The organism is Mesorhizobium sp. M0676, from assembly GCF_040320535.1.
Classification (GTDB): domain Bacteria; phylum Pseudomonadota; class Alphaproteobacteria; order Rhizobiales; family Rhizobiaceae; genus Mesorhizobium.
Genome location: NZ_JAMYPU010000007.1, coordinates 67,021 through 85,922, shown reverse-complemented (window position 1 = coordinate 85,922; position 18,902 = coordinate 67,021). Strand labels below are relative to the sequence as shown.

The following is an 18,902-nucleotide window of genomic DNA, read 5'->3' as shown; positions in this document are numbered from 1 at the left end:
TCATCCACGGTGTGACGAAGTCATTACCGTCTGATTGTCAAAAAAGCGAACGGCGCGACAGGATTCCATGCCTTGGTGTCGAAACCCTCGGAAATCAGCGCCAACGAGATCTCCGTCCTCCTTTGTGGGGAGGGATTAAGGGTGGGGGTAGGTGCCGCGCAAACCCTTCAGGATTTGCTAAACCGTCGCTGGATCCAGCGCCGGCTGCCCCTTGCGGCGGGCGACGATCGCCTTGAAATCGGCGGTCCGGAACGCATCGCGCAACACGTCGAAGGACGGCAGCACGAAATAGGCGCGCTGGAACTTGTCGATCTCGTAGCCGGTGCGCATCACCGTTTCGAGGTCGAAGGGCACGTGGTGCGCGTCCGTGCTCGCGACGGCGAACTGCAATTCGGTGAACGACGACATCAGCCCGGCGCCGAAAGCTTTCCGCTTCTGGCCCTCCTCCTGTATCAGCCCGTATTCGGCGGTGTACCAGTAGAGCCGGGTGATCATCTCGTCACCGCCCAGTGCAATCACGCTCTCGGCCTTTTCGCCATACATCTGCATGAAGTCGGCAAACACCGGCTGTGTCAGGATGGGCACATGGCCGAAGAAGTCGTGGAACATGTCGGGTTCGACGATGTAGTCGAGCTCGTCCTTGGTGCGCAGCCAGTTGGTCACCGGAAAGCGCCGGTTGGCGAGATGGTCGAAGAAGGGCGCGGCCGGGATGAGGCCAGGCACGGCAACGATTTCCCAGCCGGTCAGCTTGCGCAGCTTGTCTGAGACCGCGCCGAAATCCGGGATCTTGTCGAGCAGGCCGAGTGCGGCGATCCCATCGAGATAGGAATGGTGCGCCAGCTTCTGCGTCAGCTTGGTCTGCCGGTCGCACAACGTGCGCCACACCGCCTGTTCGTCGGCGCTGTAGTTGTAGCCCTGCGCCACGGTGAAGTCGGAACGGCACACTGAATAGTCGCCACGCAGGCCTTGCGCCGCGCAATCACGGGCATATTCGGCAACGCTCATCGTCGTCATGGTTCTTCTCCCCTGATCGTGACACTTGAATCTGTCCGCAGAGTCTAGCGGCGGCCGGCGAGGCAATTCAGCTTTGATGATGGCTTGGGTCCATGATTTGAGGTAAAAATCACCAAGCAGAAGCTGAAAGAGAGTGAAAATGCCTCAGTTCGACGATTTCGAGATCAAGATGCTGGATGTTCTTCAGCGCGATGGACGCAAGCCCGTGTCCGAACTGGCGCAGGAGATCGGCCTGTCGACGACGCCTTGCGCCCGCCGCTTCGAGGCGCTGCAGGAGGCCGGCATCATCAAGGGCTTTGCCGCCGTGCTCAACCGCCGCGCCGTCGGCCTGATGGTCGAGGTGTTCATCCAGGTGCGCCTCACCAGCCACAGCGACGGTTCGCCCGAAACCTTCATCGCCGCCGTGCAACGCATGGACGAAGTGTCGTCATGCTGGACGATGACCGGCGACCACGATTTCCTGCTGCACGTCATGGTGCCGTCGGTCGACGAACTCAACGCCTTCGTCATGCACCGCCTGATGCGCCTTGCCGGCGTGCGCGACGTTCACACCCAGCTGGTGCTGCAGAACATCAAGGGCCCGGGCCACGTGCCGCTCGCCCACCTCAGGCGGTAGGACACGCATCGCCATTTCTGCGGAAAAGCTGCACGCAAACTGCTGAACGGAGCCCAAATGCGAAACTGAAACGCCGGCTACGCCATGCGGACCGTCGCTCAAAGGTCCGTCATGAACATCGTGCTGATCAATCCGCCGCACACCGCCATCGGCAGCCGCGTGCCCGATGACCATCTGCCACCGCTCGGCCTGCTGGCACTGGGCGGCCCGCTTATCGACGCCGGCCATAAAGTCCGGCTGGTCGATGCCGAATTCGGGCCGATGCCGTTGGAAACGCTGGTGCGCGATGCGCTCAGCGGCCAGCCCGATTGCATCCTGATCGGCCACTCCGGCTCGACCTCGGCGCATCCCACCGCGCTCGCGATCGCCCGCATGGTCAAGGCGCTCGAGCCGGCGACGCTGGTGATCTATGGCGGCGTGTTCCCGACCTATCACTGGCGCGACATATTGGCGGCGAGCGATGTCTTCGACTTCATCGTGCGCGGCGAGGGCGAGGCAACCATCCTTGCCCTGGTCGTGGCACTGGACAATCGCCGGCCGCTGGGCGATGTCGCGGGTATCGCCTATCGCGACGATCTCGGCCGCCCCTTCGCGACGCGGCCGGCCGGGACCACTGCCAATCTGGACGAGTACCGCGTCAGCTGGGAGCTGATCGATCACCGCCGCTACAGCTATTGGGGCGGCAAGCGCGCCGTGGTCATGCAGTTTTCGCGGGGCTGCCCGCATCTGTGCAACTATTGCGGCCAGCGCGGTTTCTGGACCCGCTGGCGGCACCGCGACCCCAAGAAATTTGCGCAGGAGATTGCCTGGCTGCACCGCCAGCACGGCGTCGAACTGATCAACCTCGCCGACGAAAACCCGACCGTGTCGAAGAAGGTTTGGCGCGCCTTTCTCGATGCGCTGATCGCCGAGAACGTGCCGGTGCTGATCGTCGGCTCGACCCGGGCCGACGACATCGTGCGCGATGCCGACATCCTGCACCTCTATCGCAAGGCCGGCGTCATCCGCTGGCTGCTCGGCATGGAAAACACGGACGAACAGACGCTTCAATTGATCCGCAAGGGCGGCAGCACCTCATCCGACCGCGAGGCAATCCGGCTGCTCCGCCAGCATGGCATACTGTCCATGGCGACCTGGGTGGCCGGGTTCGAGGATGAGACCTTTCGCGATCTGTGGCGCGGCTTTCGCCAGCTGCTTGCCTATGACCCCGACCAGATCCAGGCGCTCTATGTCACGCCGCACCGCTGGACGCCGTTCTTCCGCATCGCCAAGAACCGAAAGGTGATCCAGACGGATGCCCGGCTGTGGGACTACAAGCACCAGGTGCTGCAGATGACCCGGCTGAAACCGTGGATGCTGTTCTTCTCGATCAAGCTGATCGAGGTCGCGGTGCAGTCGCGGCCGAACGCGCTGACGCGCATTCTCTTCCACCCCGATCCCGAACAGCGCCATTCGATGCGCTGGTACACGCAAATGGGCCGCCGCGTGTGGTTCCGCGAGGTCTGGGGTTTTCTGGCCCGCGACCGCCGCCTCAAGGATGGTCCGACGCTGGCTGAGTTCTGGGGCGCTCCGCAGGATGCCGATGAGGAATCCATGGTCGTCATGCGCCCGTCGCGCAAGCCGGCCGAAGCGGCTGTCGCGATCTCTGCCGGCGCCTGACAGGCTCGCTGCCATTCATAGATACGTACCGTATGTTATTGACATACGCAGCGTATGTACCCACCTCATGCATACGGGACGTATGTGAGTGCCCCGGACAATGGAGTGAAAATGACCAAACGTGACACGATTTCCTGCCGGCCGGCAGGCTCTCTACGAGATCAATCGCTATTCTGCTGCAATCCGATCGGGCGATCTTTTGTTCGTCTCGGGCCAGGTCGGCAGCCGCGAGGACGGGTCGCCCGAACCTGCATTCGAAAAGCAGGTCCAGCTTGCCTTCGATAATCTCGCGGCAGTGCTGAAAGCAGCGGGCGCCACGTTCGACGATATAGTCGACGTGACCACCTTCCACACCGATCCGGCAGCGCAATGGCCCGTGATCGATGCCGTTCGGCTGAAGGTGTTCGGTGAACCGCCCTACACCAATTGGACGGCGGTCGGCGTCAACTGGTTAGCCGGCTTCGACTTCGAGATAAAGGTCATCGCGCGCCTGCCCCAGCCTGCCTAACGGCTGGCCAGCCGATCGACTGGCCGCCAAGCCAGTTGCACCTCAGGGCACGATCAGCGTGCCGGCGCCGTGTTCGGTGAACAGTTCCAAAAGCACCGCATGCGGCGTCTTGCCGTTGAGGATGACGACGCCTTCGACGCCGCGCTCGATCGCCTCGATGCAGGTCTCGACCTTGGGGATCATGCCGCCCGACACCGTGCCGTCCTTGATCAGCGCCTTGGCTTCGGCCACCGTCAGCTCGTCGATCAGCTTCTTGTTCTTGTCGAGCACGCCGGGCACGTCGGTCAGGAACAAAAGGCGCGTCGCCTGGCAGGCGCCGGCGATGGCGCCGGCAAAGGTGTCGGCATTGATGTTGTACGTGTGGCCGTCGCGGCCCGGCGCCACCGGCGCCAGCACCGGGATCATTTCCGAGCGTGCCAGCAGGTCGAGCAGGGTGCGGTCGACCTCGACCGGCTCGCCGACGAAACCGAGATCGAGCACACGCTCGATGTTGGAGTCCGGGTCGATCATGGTCTTGCGCGCCTTTTCGGCGAACACCATGTTGCCGTCCTTGCCGCACAGGCCGATCGCCCATTCGCCCTCGGCGTTGATCAGCGCGACGATCTCCTTGTTGATCGAACCGGCCAGCACCATTTCGACGATCTCGACCGTCTTCTGGTCGGTAACGCGCAGCCCGCCTTCGAACTTGGATTCGATGCCCATCTTGGCCAGCATGGCGCCGATCTGCGGCCCGCCGCCATGGACGACGATCGGGTTGACGCCGGACTGCTTCAGCAGCGCGATGTCACGGGCGAAAGCCTTGCCGAGCTCGATATCGCCCATGGCATGACCGCCATATTTCACCACCACCGTCTTGTGCTCGTAGCGCTGCATATAGGGCAGGGCCCGCGAGAGCAGGGCGGCCTGCATTTCGGCGGTGGCGGTGATCTCCGTCATCGGCATGGTTCCCTGGATGCGGGTAAGGACGGCGGCGTCTTAGCGGGAATTGGCCCAGGCCGCAAACAGCTTTGCTATCACGATGATGAAATCTGCCGGATCAGGCCGGCACCTTGAGCGGCGCCCGCCGCGTCAGCCAGCCGGAAATCTTCTCCATCTGCGCGGCGAGCGACAAAACCGTCTGCTCGTCGCCGGGGCGGCCGACGCCCTGGATGTCGAGCGGCAGGCCATTCTGGATCGCCGGCCAGTGGTGAACCACAGGCTCTTGTCCATCAATTGCCCAAACAGGGATCTGATCTCCAAGAGACGGGTCAAATGCAATTTGTCGAGCAGGTTTTCGATGAGCTCGTCGGCCCCCTTCGGGTCCATGGCGCCTCAGGCAAGCGGCGGATGCGCAATGATCGGGTTGCCTCGGCGCGCGCGATCGCAGCATCGACAAGGTCCGGCGGCGAGATCTCGCCTCTATGCACCAGCTCCGCCAAGCCGGTTGCATCGTTCTCCCACAGCATCTGTTCGGCCGACATTGCTGTTCCCCTTTCTGCGGGAGGCTAACGACAGCCGATTTCCTTGGCACGACCGGCGATTACTGGCGATCGGGCGAGGACATCGTTTGCGTGGACAACAAGATTTCTGCCTTTGCAAATAAATCGTGATCGCTTAGCTTGTCCGTATGACGCCGCAGGATATCTCCACCCTGATTGTCCGGACCTCGATGAAGGATCGGACTGCGTTCGATCTGCTTTACCGGCAAACCAGTGCGAAACTTTTCGGCGTGTGCCTTCGTGTATTGAAGGATCGCGGAGATGCGGAAGAAGCGCTGCAAGAGGTCTTCGTAAAAGTTTGGACGAAGGCGGACCGTTTCGCTGTTTCCGATCTAAGCCCAATCTCCTGGCTGGTGGCCATAGCACGCAATCATGCGATTGATCGCATCCGGTCGCGACGCAAGCCCGCTGCCGATATCGATGCCGCGCTCGACGTGGCTGACCCCGGTCCGGGGCCAGAGGCTATGGTTGTTGCGGGCGGTGAATCCGAGCGCATCTATCAGTGCCTTGAAGAGTTGGAACAAGACCGGGCCCAAGCCGTTCGGGGTGCTTATTTGAACGGCGAAAGTTACACCGAGCTCGCGGAACGTCACAAGGTTCCGCTCAACACGATGCGGACATGGCTGCGCCGCAGCCTGTTGAAACTTAGAGAATGTCTGGAAAGATGACCCTGGCAGAAGAAAATGGACCGGAACGTGGAGGCGACGACCTGCTCGCCGCCGAATACGTTCTCGGCGTGCTGCCGGCGGATGAACGCCAGATAGCCTCCGGACGCATCGACGCGGAGACCGGCTTTGCCCGTCTCGTCGATTCCTGGGAAGTGAACCTCTCGCCGATGGCTGCCGCTTATGCTGAGGTAGAGCCGCCGGCCACCATCAAGCCGGCTATCGATCGCCGGCTGTTCTCCTCCACCGCGGCGTCGACGACGGCCCCGAGCGGCAGCCTGTGGTCCAGCCTTAGCTTCTGGCGCGGCCTCACCGCAGCGGCTCTCGCGGCCCTGGTACTCTATGTCGCCGTGCCCTACGTCAGGTCGCCGGTCGTCGTGCCGCAGGAGCGCCTCGTCGCCTCGCTGGCTGCCGAAGGCAGCGACGTCAAATACCTCGTCGTCTACGACGCATCGCGCCGCGATGTCGGCCTGTCGCTGGTTTCGGGCGAACGCGCCGCCGGCAAGGACTTCGAACTGTGGATGATCGAGGGCAAGAATGCTCCGGTCTCGATGGGCGTCATCCCCGCCGGCCAGGTCGCCCATATCCCGGTTACCCCGGCCGTGCAGCAGAAGCTGGCGCAGGGCGCCGTGCTCGCCGTCAGCGTCGAGCCGACGGGCGGTTCGACGACCGGACTGCCGACCGGACCGGTCGTTGCCGCGGGCGACCTGAAGGGCATCTGATAGATCGTAAAACCATGACCTGATAATGAAGGCAGCGGAAGTACATCTTCCGCTGTTTTCGTTTTGGATACGCTGCTGGAGATTAGAGATTCGATCTCCGGAGATAATTCGCTGACAAAATAAAGGATAATTTTTCCCGGCGCGCGGAAACTCAAGCAGTTCTATTCCGTATCTCCTCATGTTCCCGAAAGAGGAAACAATAACCCCGAGGAGTTCGAACACTATGCGTAGAATCGCCACCCTTTTGCTCGCCGGTACCATTGCCGTCTCCGCCCTCGCCACAATCGCCTATGCCGAGAATCCGATGGTTGGCGGCGCCGCCATGTACGCCAACAAGAACATCGTTGAGAACGCCGTCAATTCGAAGGATCACACGACACTGGTCGCCGCCGTCAAGGCTGCCGGCCTGGTCGAGACACTGCAGGGCGCCGGCCCGTTCACCGTGTTCGCGCCGACCAATGAGGCCTTCGCCGCGCTTCCGGCTGGCACGGTCGAGACGCTGCTCAAGCCCGAGAACAAGGACAAGCTCACCAAGATCCTGACCTGCCATGTCATCGGCGCTAAAGCGATGGGCGCCGATGTCGCCTCAATGGCCAAGGCCGATGGCGGCACCCATAAGGTCAAGACGGTTGGCGGCTGCGAGCTGTCGCTCAAGGCTGATGGCGGCAAGGTCACCGTGACCGACGAGAACGGCAATGTCGCCAATGTCACGATCGCCGATGTCGAGCAGTCGAACGGCGTCATCCACGTCATCGACAAGGTCCTGCTGCCGAAGATGTAACAAAGCCCCTGCCGCCGACGAACAGGCGGTAAGCTCTCTGATTGCGCGGCTCCCCCTTCGCGGGCCGCGCAATCTTCCGAGCGCTCCACGCCGTCCGCCACAAAACGCGGAGCCGGCTTGGAGCGTTCGGTTTGCAGGGCAACCGTCACCGGCTTTTGATTTTCCAGTGGCGGCCAAATCTGGCAAAATGATCCGCAGGAGGATTTCCGTCATGAACCGTCGCGACTTGCTTTTGAGTGGCGTCGCCTTTGCGGCCGTCGCCGGCGCCCTGGCAGCGCTACGCTTGGGCGGAACCCAGTCCGCCAGAGCTGCCGAAACCTTCGAGGTCACCAAGACCGACGCCGAGTGGCACGCCATCCTGTCGGACGAAGCCTTCAATGTGCTGCGCAAGGAAGGCACCGAATATCCCGGCACCAGCCCACTGCTGAACGAGCACCGCAAGGGCATTTTCGCCTGCGCCGGCTGCGACCTGCCGGTCTATTCCTCGGAGACCAAGTTCGATTCCGGCACCGGCTGGCCGAGCTTCTGGCAAGAGATTGCCAACGCCGTCGGCAAGACCGAGGACCGTTCGCTCGGCATGACCCGTACCGAGGTCCACTGCCGCCGCTGTGGCGGCCATCTCGGCCATGTCTTCGACGATGGCCCGGCGCCGACCGGCCTGCGCCATTGCATCAACGGCGTTGCGCTCAGCTTCAAGCCGGCCACTGCCTGACCGTTCGGCGTCTTTTAGCGGCGTGGGGATTTGGCGCCGGTGTGACGACCGCCTCCTATATCTTGAAATGGGGCGAAAACAGTCAACTTCAAGAATTGGCAGACGGCTTTTTATGCGTAGATTCCGCAGCCCTTAACGAGAGGGCCAGAACCTATGCAACGAACTGAAGCACGGGCTCGCGACGGCGAGCCCAAATCGACCTCCAAATCGACCGACGGTGTTGATGCGGACCGGCCGCGAATATCCCATTCCGTGGTGATCGCCGGCGGCGGCCCGACCGGGTTGATGCTGGCCGGCGAGCTTTCCCTGGCCGGCATCGATGTCGCCATCGTCGAGCGGCGCGATAACCAGGACCTCGCGGGCGCGCGCTCGGGCGGCCTGCATTCGCGCACCATCGAGATCTTCGACCAGCGCGGCATTGCCGATCGGTTCCTGTCGCAAGGCCAGACCGCACAGGTCGCAGGCTTCGCCGGCGTTTCGCTTGATATCAGCGACTTCCCCACCCGCCACAATTACGGGCTGGCGCTGTGGCAAAAGCACATAGAGCGCATCCTTGCTGACTGGGTCGAGGAGCTTGGCGTCACGTTCTACCGTGGCCGCGAGGTGACAGGCTTGGTGCAGGATGGCGGCGGCGTCGATGTCGCGCTGAGCGATGGCGGGTCGCTTCGTGCCGATTATCTCGTCGGCTGCGACGGCGGCAGAAGCCTCGTGCGCAAGGCGGCGGGCATCGAGTTCCCCGGTTCCGAGCCGACAACCAGCAATTTGATCGCCGAGATCGAGGTAACGGAAGAGCCGCAATGGGGTATCCACCGCGATGCCATCGGAATTCACGGCCTCAGCAGACTGGAAGACGGTACGGTGCGGGTGCTGGTGACCGAACGCGAGGTCGGGGCCGGCGGCGTGCCCACATTGCATGAGCTCAGCGAGGCGCTCATTGCCGTCTACGGCACCGATTACGGCGTCCACAATCCAACATCGCTGGCCCGCTTCACCGACATGACCCGGCAGGCAGCCTCATACCGCAAGGGGCGGGTGCTGCTGGCAGGCGACGCCGCGCACGTGCATCCACCGGACGGTGGACAGGGGCTGCAGACCGGCGTGCAGGACGCGGTCAATCTGGGCTGGAAGCTCGCCCAAGTGGTCAGGAAAACTGCGCCCGAAAGCCTGCTCGACAGCTACCAGGCAGAGCGCCACCCGATTGCCGCGCGTGTGATGAAAAACACCATGGCGTCGGTCGTGCTCCGTCGCGAAGACGAGCGCACCAAGGCGCTGCGCGATACAGTGTCGGAACTTCTCGGCATGGAAGAGCCGCGCAAGCGTTTTGCCGGCATGTTGTCCGGCCTGGACATCCACTACGATCTTGGCGAGGGGCATCCGCTGCTGGGGCGTCGCATGCCGGATCTCGACCTCGTCACCGCTGCCGGTCCGCTGCCGGTTTTCGCCCTGCTGCACGACGCTCGGCCGCTGCTGCTTAATCTTGGTGAGCCCGGCGCTTTTGGTATCGGCCAGTGGGTGGAGCGGATTCAGCTGGTCGACGCCAGCTACGATGGCGCGTGGGAGCTTCCGGTGCTGGGGGCAGTCGAAGCCCCACGCGCAGTGCTGGTCCGGCCTGACGGTTATGTGGCCTGGGTCGGCGGCCCTGAAGCAGCCGGGCTAACCGACTCGCTGACCAAATGGTTTGGGCCGCCTCGACCAAGGAGCTTGACAACGATCGATGCTTAAGCGTGACCCCGGAAATCGGGGGTGATTTCCGGGGTCACACATGAGGGCGCCAGGCGGGGGATCCGGCGCGCTCAATGGCCTCCGCCACCGCTGCCCGCGGGCGGCGCCGGCTTGGCGATGACCAGGGTGAAGACCGCCATGGTCGCGAACAGCACGGTCAGCATGGTGAACACATCCATGAACGACAGCAGCGACGCCTGCTGCTGGACCATGCCCGACAGTTTGGAGATCGCCGCCTTGGTGGCGTCGAGGCCGGGAGTCTGCTGGAAGTCGAGCGTCATGTTCTGCAGCTTGGTCTGCGCCGCCGCACTGCCCCATTCCACATGCTCGGCCAGCCTGGCGTAGTGGAAGGCGCTGCGATCGATCAGCACGGTGTTGATGACGGCAAGGCCGACCGCACCGCCGAGGTTGCGGGTCAGGTTGAACAGGCCCGACGCGTTCTTCAGCCGGTCCGGCGGCAAGGTGCCGAGCGCAATGTTGTTGATCGGCACCATGCACAGCATCATCGAGCTGCCGCGCAGAATCTGCGGGATCAGCAATTCCCAGAAATCCCAGTCGGCGGTCAGATGCGTCATCCACCATGTGCCGGCAGCGAAACCGAACAGCCCGATCATCATCATGATGCGCAAATCCATCTTGCTCGACAGGATGCCGGAAATCGGCGCAGTGACGAACATCGCCAGGCCGCTGACGAACAGGGCTTCGCCGATCATCAAGGAATCGTAGCCGCGGATGCGTCCGAGGAACACCGGGTAGAGATAGGTCAGACCGTACAGGCCGATGCCGATGACGAAGGAGAACAGCGAACCGAAGGCGAAATTGACGTTGGTGAAGGCCCTGAGATCGACGATCGGCTCCTCGGCGGTGAAGGCACGCCAGAAGAACAGCGCCGCACCGACAACCATGATGATGGCGCAGATGAACACGGCCTGTTCCTGCAGCCAGTCATGGTTCGGACCTTCCTCGAGCACATATTCCATGCAGCCGAGAAACGCCGCCATGCCGGCAAGGCCCCACCAGTCGAACTTGCTGAACAGGCCGAGATTGGGCTTGTCAAAATCGATCAGGGTCCAGGTCGTGACCGTCACCAGAATGCCTGGAATGACATTGATGAGGAACAGCCAGTGCCACGACATGGCATGGCTGATATAGCCGCCGACGGTCGGGCCGATGGTCGGCGCCAGCGTCGCCACCAGGCCGATCATCGGCGACACCATGGCGCGGCGCGACGGCGGGAAGATGGTGAAGGCGGCGGCGAAAACGCTCGGGATCATGCCGCCGCCGATAAAGCCCTGGATGGCTCGGTAGACGATCATCTGGTCGATGTTGGTGGCGGTCGCGGCCAGCGCGCTGGCCGCCGTGAAGCCGGCCGCGGCGCCTGCAAACAGCACGCGCGTCGACAGCATCCGGCTGAGGAAGCCCGACAGCGGGATCATCACCACTTCGGCGATCAGATAGGCGGTCTGCACCCATGGAATTTCATCGGAACTGGCGCTGAGGCCGGCCTGGATCTCGGCCAGCGAGGCTGAGACGATCTGGATGTCGAGGATCGCCATGAACATGCCGAACACCATCGCCAGGAAGGCGATGAGGCGGCGCGTCGAGATGGTCGTCGGCACCGCCGGCATGGCAGGCGCCGGCGCCGCTCCTGCGGTTATGGTTGCGGTTGCCATGGCGTTGCTCCCGGCTTTCGCTCAGTTCGCCGTAGCCGGAGCCGTGCGGCTGTCGACGGCGACGACCACGCTCAGGCCGGCGCGCAGCCTGCCTGCCTTCAGCACATCGGCCGGAACGTCGATGCGAACCGGGATGCGCTGCACCACCTTGGTGAAGTTGCCGGTGGCATTTTCCGGCGGCAGCAGCGAGAACACCGCACCCGAAGCCGGCGCCAGCGACGACACCGTGCCTTCGAAATCATGGCCGTCCGTGGCGTCGACCGAGACCCGCACCTTCTCGCCGGGCACCAGCTTGGCCAGCTGCGTCTCCTTGAAGTTGGCAACGATGTAGAGCTTGTCCAGCGGCACCACGACGGCGAGCTTCTGGCCGGGGCTGACGAGGTCGCCCTGCTCGACCGAGCGGTTGCCGACGACGCCGTCATAAGGCGCCTTGAGCACGGTGAAGGACAGATCGCGCGCGGCCTTGTCGCGGTTCAGCCGCAGCGAAGCCAGCGTGCTGGCCGATTCGGCGCGCTGCGCTTCGAACACGCCGATATTGGCCTGTGCGGCTGCAATCTGCGCGTCGGCGCCGACGAGGGCTGCATTGGCCTGGTCGAGAGCGGTCTGGGCATCGTCCAGTTGCGCCTGTGTGCCGACATGCGTCTTGACCAGTTGCGCGGCGCGCTGCTGGGCGCGAGCGGCGTTGTCGGCTGCCGCCTGGTCGGCGACCTTCTGCGCCTGCGCCTGTTGCAGCGAAGCTTGCGCCGCCTTGGTCTGCGCGTCGATACGGTCGAGCGTCTTGGCCAGCGTGGCGATCTGCGCCTCCGCCTGGGCAACGGCTATTCTGTAGTCGCCGTCGTCGATCGTCAGCAGCGGATCGCCGGCCTTGACCTGCTGGTTCTCCGAGACCTTGACTTGATCGACATAGCCGGAAATCTTCGGCGAGACGAACGACATGTCGGCCTGGACATAGGCATCGTCGGTCGAGATCAGGAACCGGCCGTCGGTCCAGTAATTATAGCCATACCAGGCGCCGGCGCTGAGCAGAGCGAGGCCGATGATCGGCAGCATGAACGAGCGAGCCGACTGCTTCTTCTTGGCCGGCACCTCGGCCGAAACTTCGGCGGCAGGCTTGATGGGCGCTTCCGGCGCTTCGATAACCGGCGAGACCTTGGCGTTGGGAAAGGGGCGGACTTCGGCGGTGGTTGGCGTGTTCGAGGACATGATATCTCGCTACCGTAGCTACATAAGGAAAATGTGTTATACTGAACCGTTCGGTTCGATGCGAACGTTGACATAGCGCTAAAGCAGGCCCATATCAAGAGCAATCGAACCGCTCGGTTCGAATTATTTCGCGAGGTGTGACTTTAATGGCCGACACGTTACCCGACGTCGAAAATGATCCGTGCGATGTGCTGGATAGTGCGCGTCGCGGCCGCCCGGCGGCGGGCCAGGATCCGGTCAAGCGCAGCCAGATCATTGAGGGCGCGCGGCGCGTGTTCATCGACAAGGGCTTCGAAGCGGCGTCGATGAACGACATTACCCGTGAGGCCGGCGTCTCCAAGGGCACGATCTATGTCTACTTCGCCAACAAGGAAGAGCTGTTCGAGGCGCTGATCGAGGAAGAGCGCGGCACCATCTTCAAGAACATGTACGACATGCTCGACCGCGCCGACGATCTGCGCCAGACGCTGGTGAAGTTCGGCAAGGTGCTGTCGATGAAGATCACCTCGGCCAAGGTCATCCAGGCGCAACGCACCGTGATCGGCGCCTCCGACAGGATACCGGACATGGGCGCGCGGTTTTACGAACGTGGCCCCAAACGCGGCCACGACAAGGTGGTCAAGTTCCTCAATGCAGCCATCGAACGCGGCCTGCTCAAGATCGATGATGTCGATCTTGCCGCCTATCAATTCACCGAACTGTGCCTCGCCGGCCTGTTTCGCCAGTGCATCTTCGCCTACCGCACCAAGGCGCCGAGCCAGGATGAAATCGACCACATCGTGCGGTCGGGCGTCAGCCTGTTCCTGAAGTCCTACGGCACCGAAAAGCTTGCCGAGGAAGAAAGCCATCAGATGATCGCGCTCGAGGCGAAGTCCAAGGCAAAGGCCTAGTTAGCCAAAGGTCTTTTTTCGCAACTCCGGACGGAAAACCGCTTCACACTTTTCCCGGAGTTGCTTTTAACCGCCATTGGCCGCCAGCACGATCGCCGCGCGCAGTTCGTCCAGACCCTCGCCCTTTTCCGACGACGTGGCGAGCACGAACGGAAACGCCGCCGGCCGCTTCTTGATCTTCAGTAATGTCTCTTCGATCAGCTGCGGCACGCCGGCGGCCTTGATCTTGTCGGTCTTGGTCAGCACGATCTGGTAGGACACCGCCGCCTTGTCGAGCAGCGACAGCACTTCGTCGTCCTTGGCTTTGATGCCATGGCGGGAATCGATCAGCACATAGACCCGCTTCAGCGTCACGCGGCCCTTGAGATAGTCGAAGACCAGCTTGGTCCAATCGTCCACCTTTTCCTTCGGCGCGCTGGCATAGCCGTAGCCCGGCATGTCGACCAGCGCCATTGGCGGCAAGTCGGTGCCTTCGCCGGAAAACCCGCCCGGCACGAAATAGTTGAGCTCCTGCGTGCGGCCCGGCGTGTTGGAGGTGCGCGCCAGCCCGTTATGGCCGACCAGCGCATTGATCAGCGACGACTTGCCGACATTGGAGCGGCCGGCAAAGGCGATCTCAGGCGGCCCCTCCGGCGGCAGGAACTTCATCGCCGGCACGCCGCGGATGAAGATCCACCCCTTGGTGAACAGGTCGGTGCCGATGACCGTGTTGCCCAGCGCGTTCAAATTGCTGCCTCCAGCCTGGAAATATCGGCGCCCCGGATGGCGTTGAGGTTGCGGCCGATCTTGTCCACCGGCCAATTCCACCACGCCACAGCCAGCAACCGCCGCACCGTCCTGTCGTCGAAACGCATCTTCACCACCTTTGCCGCATTGCCGGCGACGATCGCATAGGCCGGCACGTCATGCGTCACCACCGATTTCGCCGCCACGATGGCGCCATTGCCGACCGACACGCCGGGCATGATCACCGCCCATGCCGATCCATACATCATTGCCGACCACCGTGTCGCCGCGCACTCCCTGTGACCACGTCTTCGGGTCGAAGCCTTGCTCCCAGCCATGACCGAAAATGTTGAACGGATAGGTGGAAAAGCCGGACATGGCATGGTTGGCGCCGTTCATGATGAAGCGCGCGCCCTCCGCGATGGCGCAGAACTTGCCGATGATCAGCTTGTCGCCGATGAAGGGATAATGATGCAGCACGCATCGCTCGGCGAATTTGTCCGGTCCGTCAGGATCGTCATAGTAGGTGAACTCGCCGATCTCGATATTCGGCGCGGTGACCAGGGGCTTGAGGAAGCCGACGCGGGTGTGCATCGGGATGGGGTGTTTGATGTCTGGGTTGGGTCCGTCCATGGCGAGATCCGTCGAGAGTGGCGCAAATTAAAGCCGCCATTCTAGATGGCGTGATCCGCCCTATAGCACCAATCGCCCGATGAGCGAGCCCTGCTGGGCTTCGATGTTCAGTTCGTGCCGCGGCAGATCACGATCAGGTCGACCGCCGCCGTCGGCTAAGGCGCCCTGAAACCCAAAAAAACGGGGCCCTGCGAAGGACAAGCAGGACCCCGGTGGTGTCGAAGACGGCTTCAAAAGAATGGCACCTCCTCGTGAGGTGGGGAAGGCAGACCGAGAAAGCCCGTCGCAGCCCGCCGTCATTCCCCGTTGCGTAAAGCCGTTACTTCGGCAACAGCACCTTGTTGACGACGTGGATGACGCCGTTCGACTGGTTGACGTCGGCGACCGTCACCTTGGCGGCGCCGCCGGACTCGTCGACGATGTAGAGCGAGCCGCCCTTGACCTCGGCGATCAGCGTGTCGCCGCTGACGGTCTTCATTTCATACTTGCCACCCATCGCCTTGGCCTTGGTCATCATATCCTTGGCCGAGATCTTGCCGGCCACGACATGGGCGGTCAGGATCTTGGTCAGCTTGTCCTTGTTTTCGGGCTTCACCAGCGTGGCGACGGTGCCGGCCGGCAGTTTCTTGAAGGCGGAATCGGTCGGCGCAAACACCGTGAAGGGTCCCGCGCTTTCCAGCGTGTCGACCAGGCCGGCGGCCTTGACGGCGGCAACCAGCGTCTTGTGGATCGGCGAGTTGAGGGCGTTCTCGACGATGTTCTTCGAGGTCAGCATCGCAGCGCCGCCAACGGCGGGATTGGCGAGCGTATAGGCCGTCGTCGCTGCGAGGCCCGATAGAGCCAGGCCGGCGGAAAAGCAGAATGCCTTGAGGATGGACTTTGCCATTGGAGAACCCTTCTGGTGCGACAATTGTTGATTCGATTGTCGGGAAGAGTTACGCGGCGATTGCGGAAAAGTTTCGATGCAGAGTAAAAAACAATAACAATAACAGATACTTAAAGGCGAATGCCCATCCCACGAGCCGCATCCCCGCGATGGACATGACGGGGTCACGGATCAAAAACAGCGGTCTTCGGATTAGGGCTGATCGGTGTTGATCGGCCTTGGCGGTACAGCAGCAGCCACGCCGGATGCACGCCGCAAGTTTCGCGCCTCACGGGAACGTGATGCGCGCCTCGTCCACAAAAAACACCGGACGAGCCGGGGCTTTGATTGCCACGCCTTCTATTCAGCCGGCGATGGTTTCTTTCGAAACAGCGCCGCCAAATTGTCCCACAATTCGATCTTGGCGCCCTGGCGCTTCATGATCACGCCCTGCTGCAGGATCGACAGCGTGTTGTTCCAGGCCCAGTAGATGACGAGGCCGGCCGGGAAGCTGCCCATCATGAAGGTGAAGATCACCGGCATCCAGGTGAAGATCTGCGCCTGCGTCGGATCCGGCGGCGTCGGGTTCATGCGCATCTGCAGGAACATGGTGATGCCCATGACCACCGCCCAGGCACCCATATGCGGCAGGAATGCCGGCGGCGCGAAGGGCAGCAGGCCGAACAGGTTGAAGACCGAGGTCGGATCGGGCGCCGCCAGATCCTGGATCCAGCCGAAGAACGGCGCGTGCCGCATCTCGATGGTGATGTAGAGCACCTTGTAGAGCGAGAAGAACACCGGGATCTGCAGTGCCACCGGCCAGCAGCCGGCGAGCGGATTGATCTTCTCGGTCTTGTACAGCTCCATCATCGCCTGTTGCTGCTTCATCTTGTCGTCCGCGTATTTCTCGCGGATCTCGAGCATCTTGGGCTGCACCTTCTTCATGTTCGCCATCGACGCATAGGATTTGTTGGCGAGCGGGAAGAAGAGGGTTTTGACGACGACGGTGGTGGCAAGGATGGCCAGACCGAAATTGCCGAAGAATTTGTACAGCGTGTCGATCAGGTAGAACATCGGCTTGGTGATCCAGATGAACCACCCCCAATCGATCAGCCGGTCGAACAGCCTGATCTGCCGGTCCTGGGCGTAGGCGTTGATCTTGTTGACTTCCTTGGCGCCGGCGAAGATCTCGGTCTCGACCGTCGCCGACTGCCCGGCGGCAATGGTGATCGGGTCGGTGAGGAAGTCCGACTGGTAGCGCGGGCGACCATTGTCGTAATAGGCATAGTGCGGCTGGAACGGCTGCTTCTCGGTCGGCACCAGGGTGACCGCCCAGTATTTGTCGGTGATGCCAAGCCAGCCATCGGTCGATTTGCTCGGCGTATAGAGCTTGTTCTTCTCGATGTCGGCGTATTTGTGCTCCTGCAGGCCTTCCGTGCCGGTGACGCCGATCAGCCCTTCATGCAGCACATAGGAGCTGGCGACGGCCGGCTTGTCGAAACGGATGACGCGGCCGTAATTGGACAGCGTGACGGGGGCCGAGCCTGAATTCTGCACCGCATCGGAAACGGTGAACATGTAGTCGCCGTCGACGGAGATCATGCGCTTAAAGGTCAGGCCCTTGTCGTTGGTGAAGGTCAGCGTCACCGGCGTCGCCGGCGTCAGCGTCGCATTGCCGTCGACGCTCCAGACCGTTTCCGGGCCCGGCACCGTGCCGGTCGTGTCACTGCCGACAAAGCCGATCTCGGCATAATAGCCGGTGGGCAGCGCCTGCGGATTGAGCAGCTGGATCTGCGGCGATGTCTTGTCGACCGTCTCGGTATAGTGCTTGAGCTTTAGGTCGTCGAGGCGGGCGCCGGTGAGGTTGATCGAGCCCGACAGGCTCGGCGTGTCGATGTTGACGCGGGCCGTCTTGGCCACTTCCTGCGCGCGGCCTTCCGGCGTCGTGACATAGGTGCCGGGCGCGTTTGGAATGGCGCCGGGCGCCGCGGGCGCCGGCGTGCCGCCGGGATTGGCGGCCTCGGCCGCCTTCTTCTGCTCCGCCGCCCGCTGCTCTTCGATGCGGGCCGCCTCGCGCTGCTGTTCGCTGCGCGGCAGCACATAGAAATATTGCCACAGCCCGAGGATCAGCACCGACAAGACGATGGTGATGTAGAAGTTCCGGTTGTTTTCCATCGAAAGCCCTTGGCCTATCGTGTTCCGCTGAGACGGCGGGAGAGTTCGGCCTTCAACTGGCCGAACGGAATGGTGAGCACGTCTTCACGCCCGACGATGACATAGTCATTGCCGGGCGCCATGTCACTTGCGGCATGGGTGCGCACGGCTTCTTTCAGCCGCCGCCTGACGCGGTTGCGGACAACCGCATTGCCGACCTTCTTGGTGACGGTGAAGCCGACGCGCGGCGGCAGGCCGTCATTGCGGTCGAGAACTTCGACGAGAAAAAGCCGCCCGCGCCGCTTTTCACCGCGGCGGACGGCCAGGAATTCCGCACGTTTCAGAAGCCGCTTGGGGTTTGGTCCCACTGGCTTGCCGGTTGCGGGCAACGATCTCGTCTTCCGTTCAGGCGCTGAGCCGCTTGCGGCCGCGGTTGCGGCGAGCTGCGACGACGCCGCGACCACCCTTGGTGGCCATGCGAGCACGGAAACCGTGCCGGCGTTTGCGGACGAGTTTGGACGGTTGGTAGGTACGCTTCATTTGTTTTAATACCGCGGGGTGCGGCCCTTCTTGATTCTGTCACTGTGTAACAGGAGCTTTGCCGGGCCGGCATTGGCGCGATCGAAACCGCGCCGGGACGAATGGCCCGAGCGTGAGCGGCTTATAGAAAGAAGGGTTTTGGGAGTCAATCCGGCGCGAACGCCAGTTCGTCGCAGTGCGAACTGCCAGTTCGTCACGACGCGACACCCCGTTCGTCGCGGCGCGAACACCCAGTTCGAGGCTATCTTTATTGCTGGTACCATCGTCCAACGAAGGATGAAATTGGCAAAAAAGCCGCAATCGCCTAATCTCAACCGATCAAGCGTTTGTGAAGACAGGCC

19 protein-coding genes and 2 pseudogenes are annotated in these 18,902 nt (G+C 62.5%); 10 read left to right on the top strand and 11 right to left on the bottom strand.

What is annotated here, in order from left to right; translation table 11 throughout:
- Window positions 1-177: 177 nt before the first annotated feature.
- Complete coding sequence (gene phhA / locus NKI35_RS09660) at window positions 178-1,014, bottom strand: phenylalanine 4-monooxygenase (RefSeq protein WP_023741310.1); 837 nt, start codon at window positions 1,012-1,014, stop codon at window positions 178-180.
- Between the two features lie 139 nt (window positions 1,015-1,153).
- Between phhA and NKI35_RS09655 the strand changes: the two genes are divergently transcribed.
- From NKI35_RS09655 to NKI35_RS09645, 3 genes and pseudogenes are all read left to right on the top strand, one after another.
- Window positions 1,154-1,630, top strand: a complete 477-nt coding sequence (locus NKI35_RS09655; RefSeq protein ID WP_023687465.1) for an Lrp/AsnC family transcriptional regulator — start codon at window positions 1,154-1,156, stop codon at window positions 1,628-1,630.
- A gap of 111 nt (window positions 1,631-1,741) precedes the next feature.
- A complete protein-coding gene (gene bchE / locus NKI35_RS09650; protein ID WP_352739739.1) occupies window positions 1,742-3,289 on the top strand; it encodes a magnesium-protoporphyrin IX monomethyl ester anaerobic oxidative cyclase in 1,548 nt (515 codons plus the stop codon).
- Window positions 3,290-3,400: 111 nt separating this feature from the next.
- Window positions 3,401-3,797 (top strand): annotated as a pseudogene (locus tag NKI35_RS09645) (RidA family protein).
- A gap of 42 nt (window positions 3,798-3,839) precedes the next feature.
- Here the strand turns inward: NKI35_RS09645 and argB are convergent.
- Complete coding sequence (argB, locus tag NKI35_RS09640; protein ID WP_013528489.1) at window positions 3,840-4,733, bottom strand: acetylglutamate kinase; 894 nt, start codon at window positions 4,731-4,733, stop codon at window positions 3,840-3,842.
- 100 nt (window positions 4,734-4,833) lie between these two features.
- On the bottom strand, window positions 4,834-4,992 hold the full coding sequence (locus NKI35_RS09635; protein ID WP_023732753.1) for a hypothetical protein: 159 nt from the start codon (window positions 4,990-4,992) through the stop codon (window positions 4,834-4,836).
- 56 nt (window positions 4,993-5,048) lie between these two features.
- On the opposite strand from NKI35_RS09635, the gene NKI35_RS09630 reads away from it, so the two are divergent.
- The 6 genes from NKI35_RS09630 to NKI35_RS09605 all read left to right on the top strand — a co-directional run bounded on the left by NKI35_RS09630 (window position 5,049) and on the right by NKI35_RS09605 (window position 9,877).
- Window positions 5,049-5,285, top strand: a complete 237-nt coding sequence (locus tag NKI35_RS09630) for a hypothetical protein (RefSeq protein WP_352739735.1) — start codon at window positions 5,049-5,051, stop codon at window positions 5,283-5,285.
- 118 nt (window positions 5,286-5,403) lie between these two features.
- Window positions 5,404-5,943, top strand: a complete 540-nt coding sequence (locus NKI35_RS09625) for a sigma-70 family RNA polymerase sigma factor (RefSeq protein WP_352739733.1) — start codon at window positions 5,404-5,406, stop codon at window positions 5,941-5,943.
- On the top strand, window positions 5,940-6,662 hold the full coding sequence (locus NKI35_RS09620) for an anti-sigma factor (protein WP_352739731.1): 723 nt from the start codon (window positions 5,940-5,942) through the stop codon (window positions 6,660-6,662). The genes NKI35_RS09625 and NKI35_RS09620 overlap by 4 nt, the downstream gene beginning before the upstream one ends.
- A 223-nt stretch (window positions 6,663-6,885) precedes the next feature.
- Window positions 6,886-7,443 carry a fasciclin domain-containing protein gene (locus NKI35_RS09615; RefSeq protein ID WP_023681353.1) on the top strand — a complete coding sequence of 186 codons (558 nt, stop codon included), beginning with the start codon at window positions 6,886-6,888 and terminating at the stop codon, window positions 7,441-7,443.
- 211 nt (window positions 7,444-7,654) lie between these two features.
- Window positions 7,655-8,155 (top strand): peptide-methionine (R)-S-oxide reductase MsrB, encoded by a 501-nt coding sequence (gene msrB / locus NKI35_RS09610; protein WP_352739729.1) that lies wholly within the window; start codon window positions 7,655-7,657, stop codon window positions 8,153-8,155.
- A 153-nt stretch (window positions 8,156-8,308) separates the two neighbouring features.
- A complete protein-coding gene (locus NKI35_RS09605) occupies window positions 8,309-9,877 on the top strand; it encodes an FAD-dependent monooxygenase (RefSeq protein ID WP_352739727.1) in 1,569 nt (522 codons plus the stop codon).
- Window positions 9,878-9,948: 71 nt separating this feature from the next.
- Here NKI35_RS09605 and NKI35_RS09600 read toward each other — a convergent pair whose 3' ends face one another.
- Window positions 9,949-11,550: a DHA2 family efflux MFS transporter permease subunit gene (locus NKI35_RS09600; protein ID WP_023755369.1), complete on the bottom strand. Its 1,602-nt coding sequence runs from the start codon at window positions 11,548-11,550 to the stop codon at window positions 9,949-9,951.
- A 21-nt stretch (window positions 11,551-11,571) separates the two neighbouring features.
- Complete coding sequence (locus NKI35_RS09595; protein ID WP_352739725.1) at window positions 11,572-12,753, bottom strand: HlyD family secretion protein; 1,182 nt, start codon at window positions 12,751-12,753, stop codon at window positions 11,572-11,574.
- A gap of 146 nt (window positions 12,754-12,899) precedes the next feature.
- On the opposite strand from NKI35_RS09595, the gene NKI35_RS09590 reads away from it, so the two are divergent.
- On the top strand, window positions 12,900-13,643 hold the full coding sequence (locus tag NKI35_RS09590; RefSeq protein ID WP_023681357.1) for a TetR/AcrR family transcriptional regulator: 744 nt from the start codon (window positions 12,900-12,902) through the stop codon (window positions 13,641-13,643).
- Window positions 13,644-13,709: 66 nt separating this feature from the next.
- Here NKI35_RS09590 and yihA read toward each other — a convergent pair whose 3' ends face one another.
- The 6 genes and pseudogenes from yihA to rpmH all read right to left on the bottom strand — a co-directional run bounded on the left by yihA (window position 13,710) and on the right by rpmH (window position 18,561).
- Window positions 13,710-14,369: a ribosome biogenesis GTP-binding protein YihA/YsxC gene (yihA, locus tag NKI35_RS09585; protein WP_023673242.1), complete on the bottom strand. Its 660-nt coding sequence runs from the start codon at window positions 14,367-14,369 to the stop codon at window positions 13,710-13,712.
- A pseudogene (locus NKI35_RS09580) lies at window positions 14,366-15,002 on the bottom strand (CatB-related O-acetyltransferase). The gene yihA and the pseudogene NKI35_RS09580 overlap by 4 nt, the downstream one beginning before the upstream one ends.
- 319 nt (window positions 15,003-15,321) lie before the next feature.
- Window positions 15,322-15,888 carry a fasciclin domain-containing protein gene (locus tag NKI35_RS09575; protein WP_352739723.1) on the bottom strand — a complete coding sequence of 189 codons (567 nt, stop codon included), beginning with the start codon at window positions 15,886-15,888 and terminating at the stop codon, window positions 15,322-15,324.
- A 339-nt stretch (window positions 15,889-16,227) separates the two neighbouring features.
- A complete protein-coding gene (yidC, locus tag NKI35_RS09570) occupies window positions 16,228-18,042 on the bottom strand; it encodes a membrane protein insertase YidC (RefSeq protein ID WP_352739721.1) in 1,815 nt (604 codons plus the stop codon).
- A 14-nt stretch (window positions 18,043-18,056) separates the two neighbouring features.
- Window positions 18,057-18,410, bottom strand: a complete 354-nt coding sequence (rnpA, locus tag NKI35_RS09565) for a ribonuclease P protein component (protein WP_023672264.1) — start codon at window positions 18,408-18,410, stop codon at window positions 18,057-18,059.
- Window positions 18,411-18,426: 16 nt separating this feature from the next.
- Complete coding sequence (gene rpmH / locus NKI35_RS09560; RefSeq protein ID WP_008833937.1) at window positions 18,427-18,561, bottom strand: 50S ribosomal protein L34; 135 nt, start codon at window positions 18,559-18,561, stop codon at window positions 18,427-18,429.
- Between the last annotated feature and the right edge of the window lie 341 nt (window positions 18,562-18,902).

Coding starts and splice junctions, on each gene's coding strand:
- NKI35_RS09620 (WP_352739731.1), top strand. CDS start 5,940: ATGACCCTGGCAGAAGAAAATGGACCGGAACGTGGAGGCGACGACCTG.
- NKI35_RS09575 (WP_352739723.1), bottom strand. CDS start 15,888: ATGGCAAAGTCCATCCTCAAGGCATTCTGCTTTTCCGCCGGCCTGGCT.
- argB (WP_013528489.1), bottom strand. CDS start 4,733: ATGACGGAGATCACCGCCACCGCCGAAATGCAGGCCGCCCTGCTCTCG.
- bchE (WP_352739739.1), top strand. CDS start 1,742: ATGAACATCGTGCTGATCAATCCGCCGCACACCGCCATCGGCAGCCGC.
- msrB (WP_352739729.1), top strand. CDS start 7,655: ATGAACCGTCGCGACTTGCTTTTGAGTGGCGTCGCCTTTGCGGCCGTC.
- NKI35_RS09600 (WP_023755369.1), bottom strand. CDS start 11,550: ATGGCAACCGCAACCATAACCGCAGGAGCGGCGCCGGCGCCTGCCATG.
- NKI35_RS09655 (WP_023687465.1), top strand. CDS start 1,154: ATGCCTCAGTTCGACGATTTCGAGATCAAGATGCTGGATGTTCTTCAG.
- NKI35_RS09595 (WP_352739725.1), bottom strand. CDS start 12,753: ATGTCCTCGAACACGCCAACCACCGCCGAAGTCCGCCCCTTTCCCAAC.
- NKI35_RS09630 (WP_352739735.1), top strand. CDS start 5,049: ATGCAATTTGTCGAGCAGGTTTTCGATGAGCTCGTCGGCCCCCTTCGG.
- NKI35_RS09590 (WP_023681357.1), top strand. CDS start 12,900: ATGGCCGACACGTTACCCGACGTCGAAAATGATCCGTGCGATGTGCTG.
- phhA (WP_023741310.1), bottom strand. CDS start 1,014: ATGACGACGATGAGCGTTGCCGAATATGCCCGTGATTGCGCGGCGCAA.
- rpmH (WP_008833937.1), bottom strand. CDS start 18,561: ATGAAGCGTACCTACCAACCGTCCAAACTCGTCCGCAAACGCCGGCAC.
- yidC (WP_352739721.1), bottom strand. CDS start 18,042: ATGGAAAACAACCGGAACTTCTACATCACCATCGTCTTGTCGGTGCTG.
- NKI35_RS09605 (WP_352739727.1), top strand. CDS start 8,309: ATGCAACGAACTGAAGCACGGGCTCGCGACGGCGAGCCCAAATCGACC.
- NKI35_RS09625 (WP_352739733.1), top strand. CDS start 5,404: ATGACGCCGCAGGATATCTCCACCCTGATTGTCCGGACCTCGATGAAG.
- NKI35_RS09615 (WP_023681353.1), top strand. CDS start 6,886: ATGCGTAGAATCGCCACCCTTTTGCTCGCCGGTACCATTGCCGTCTCC.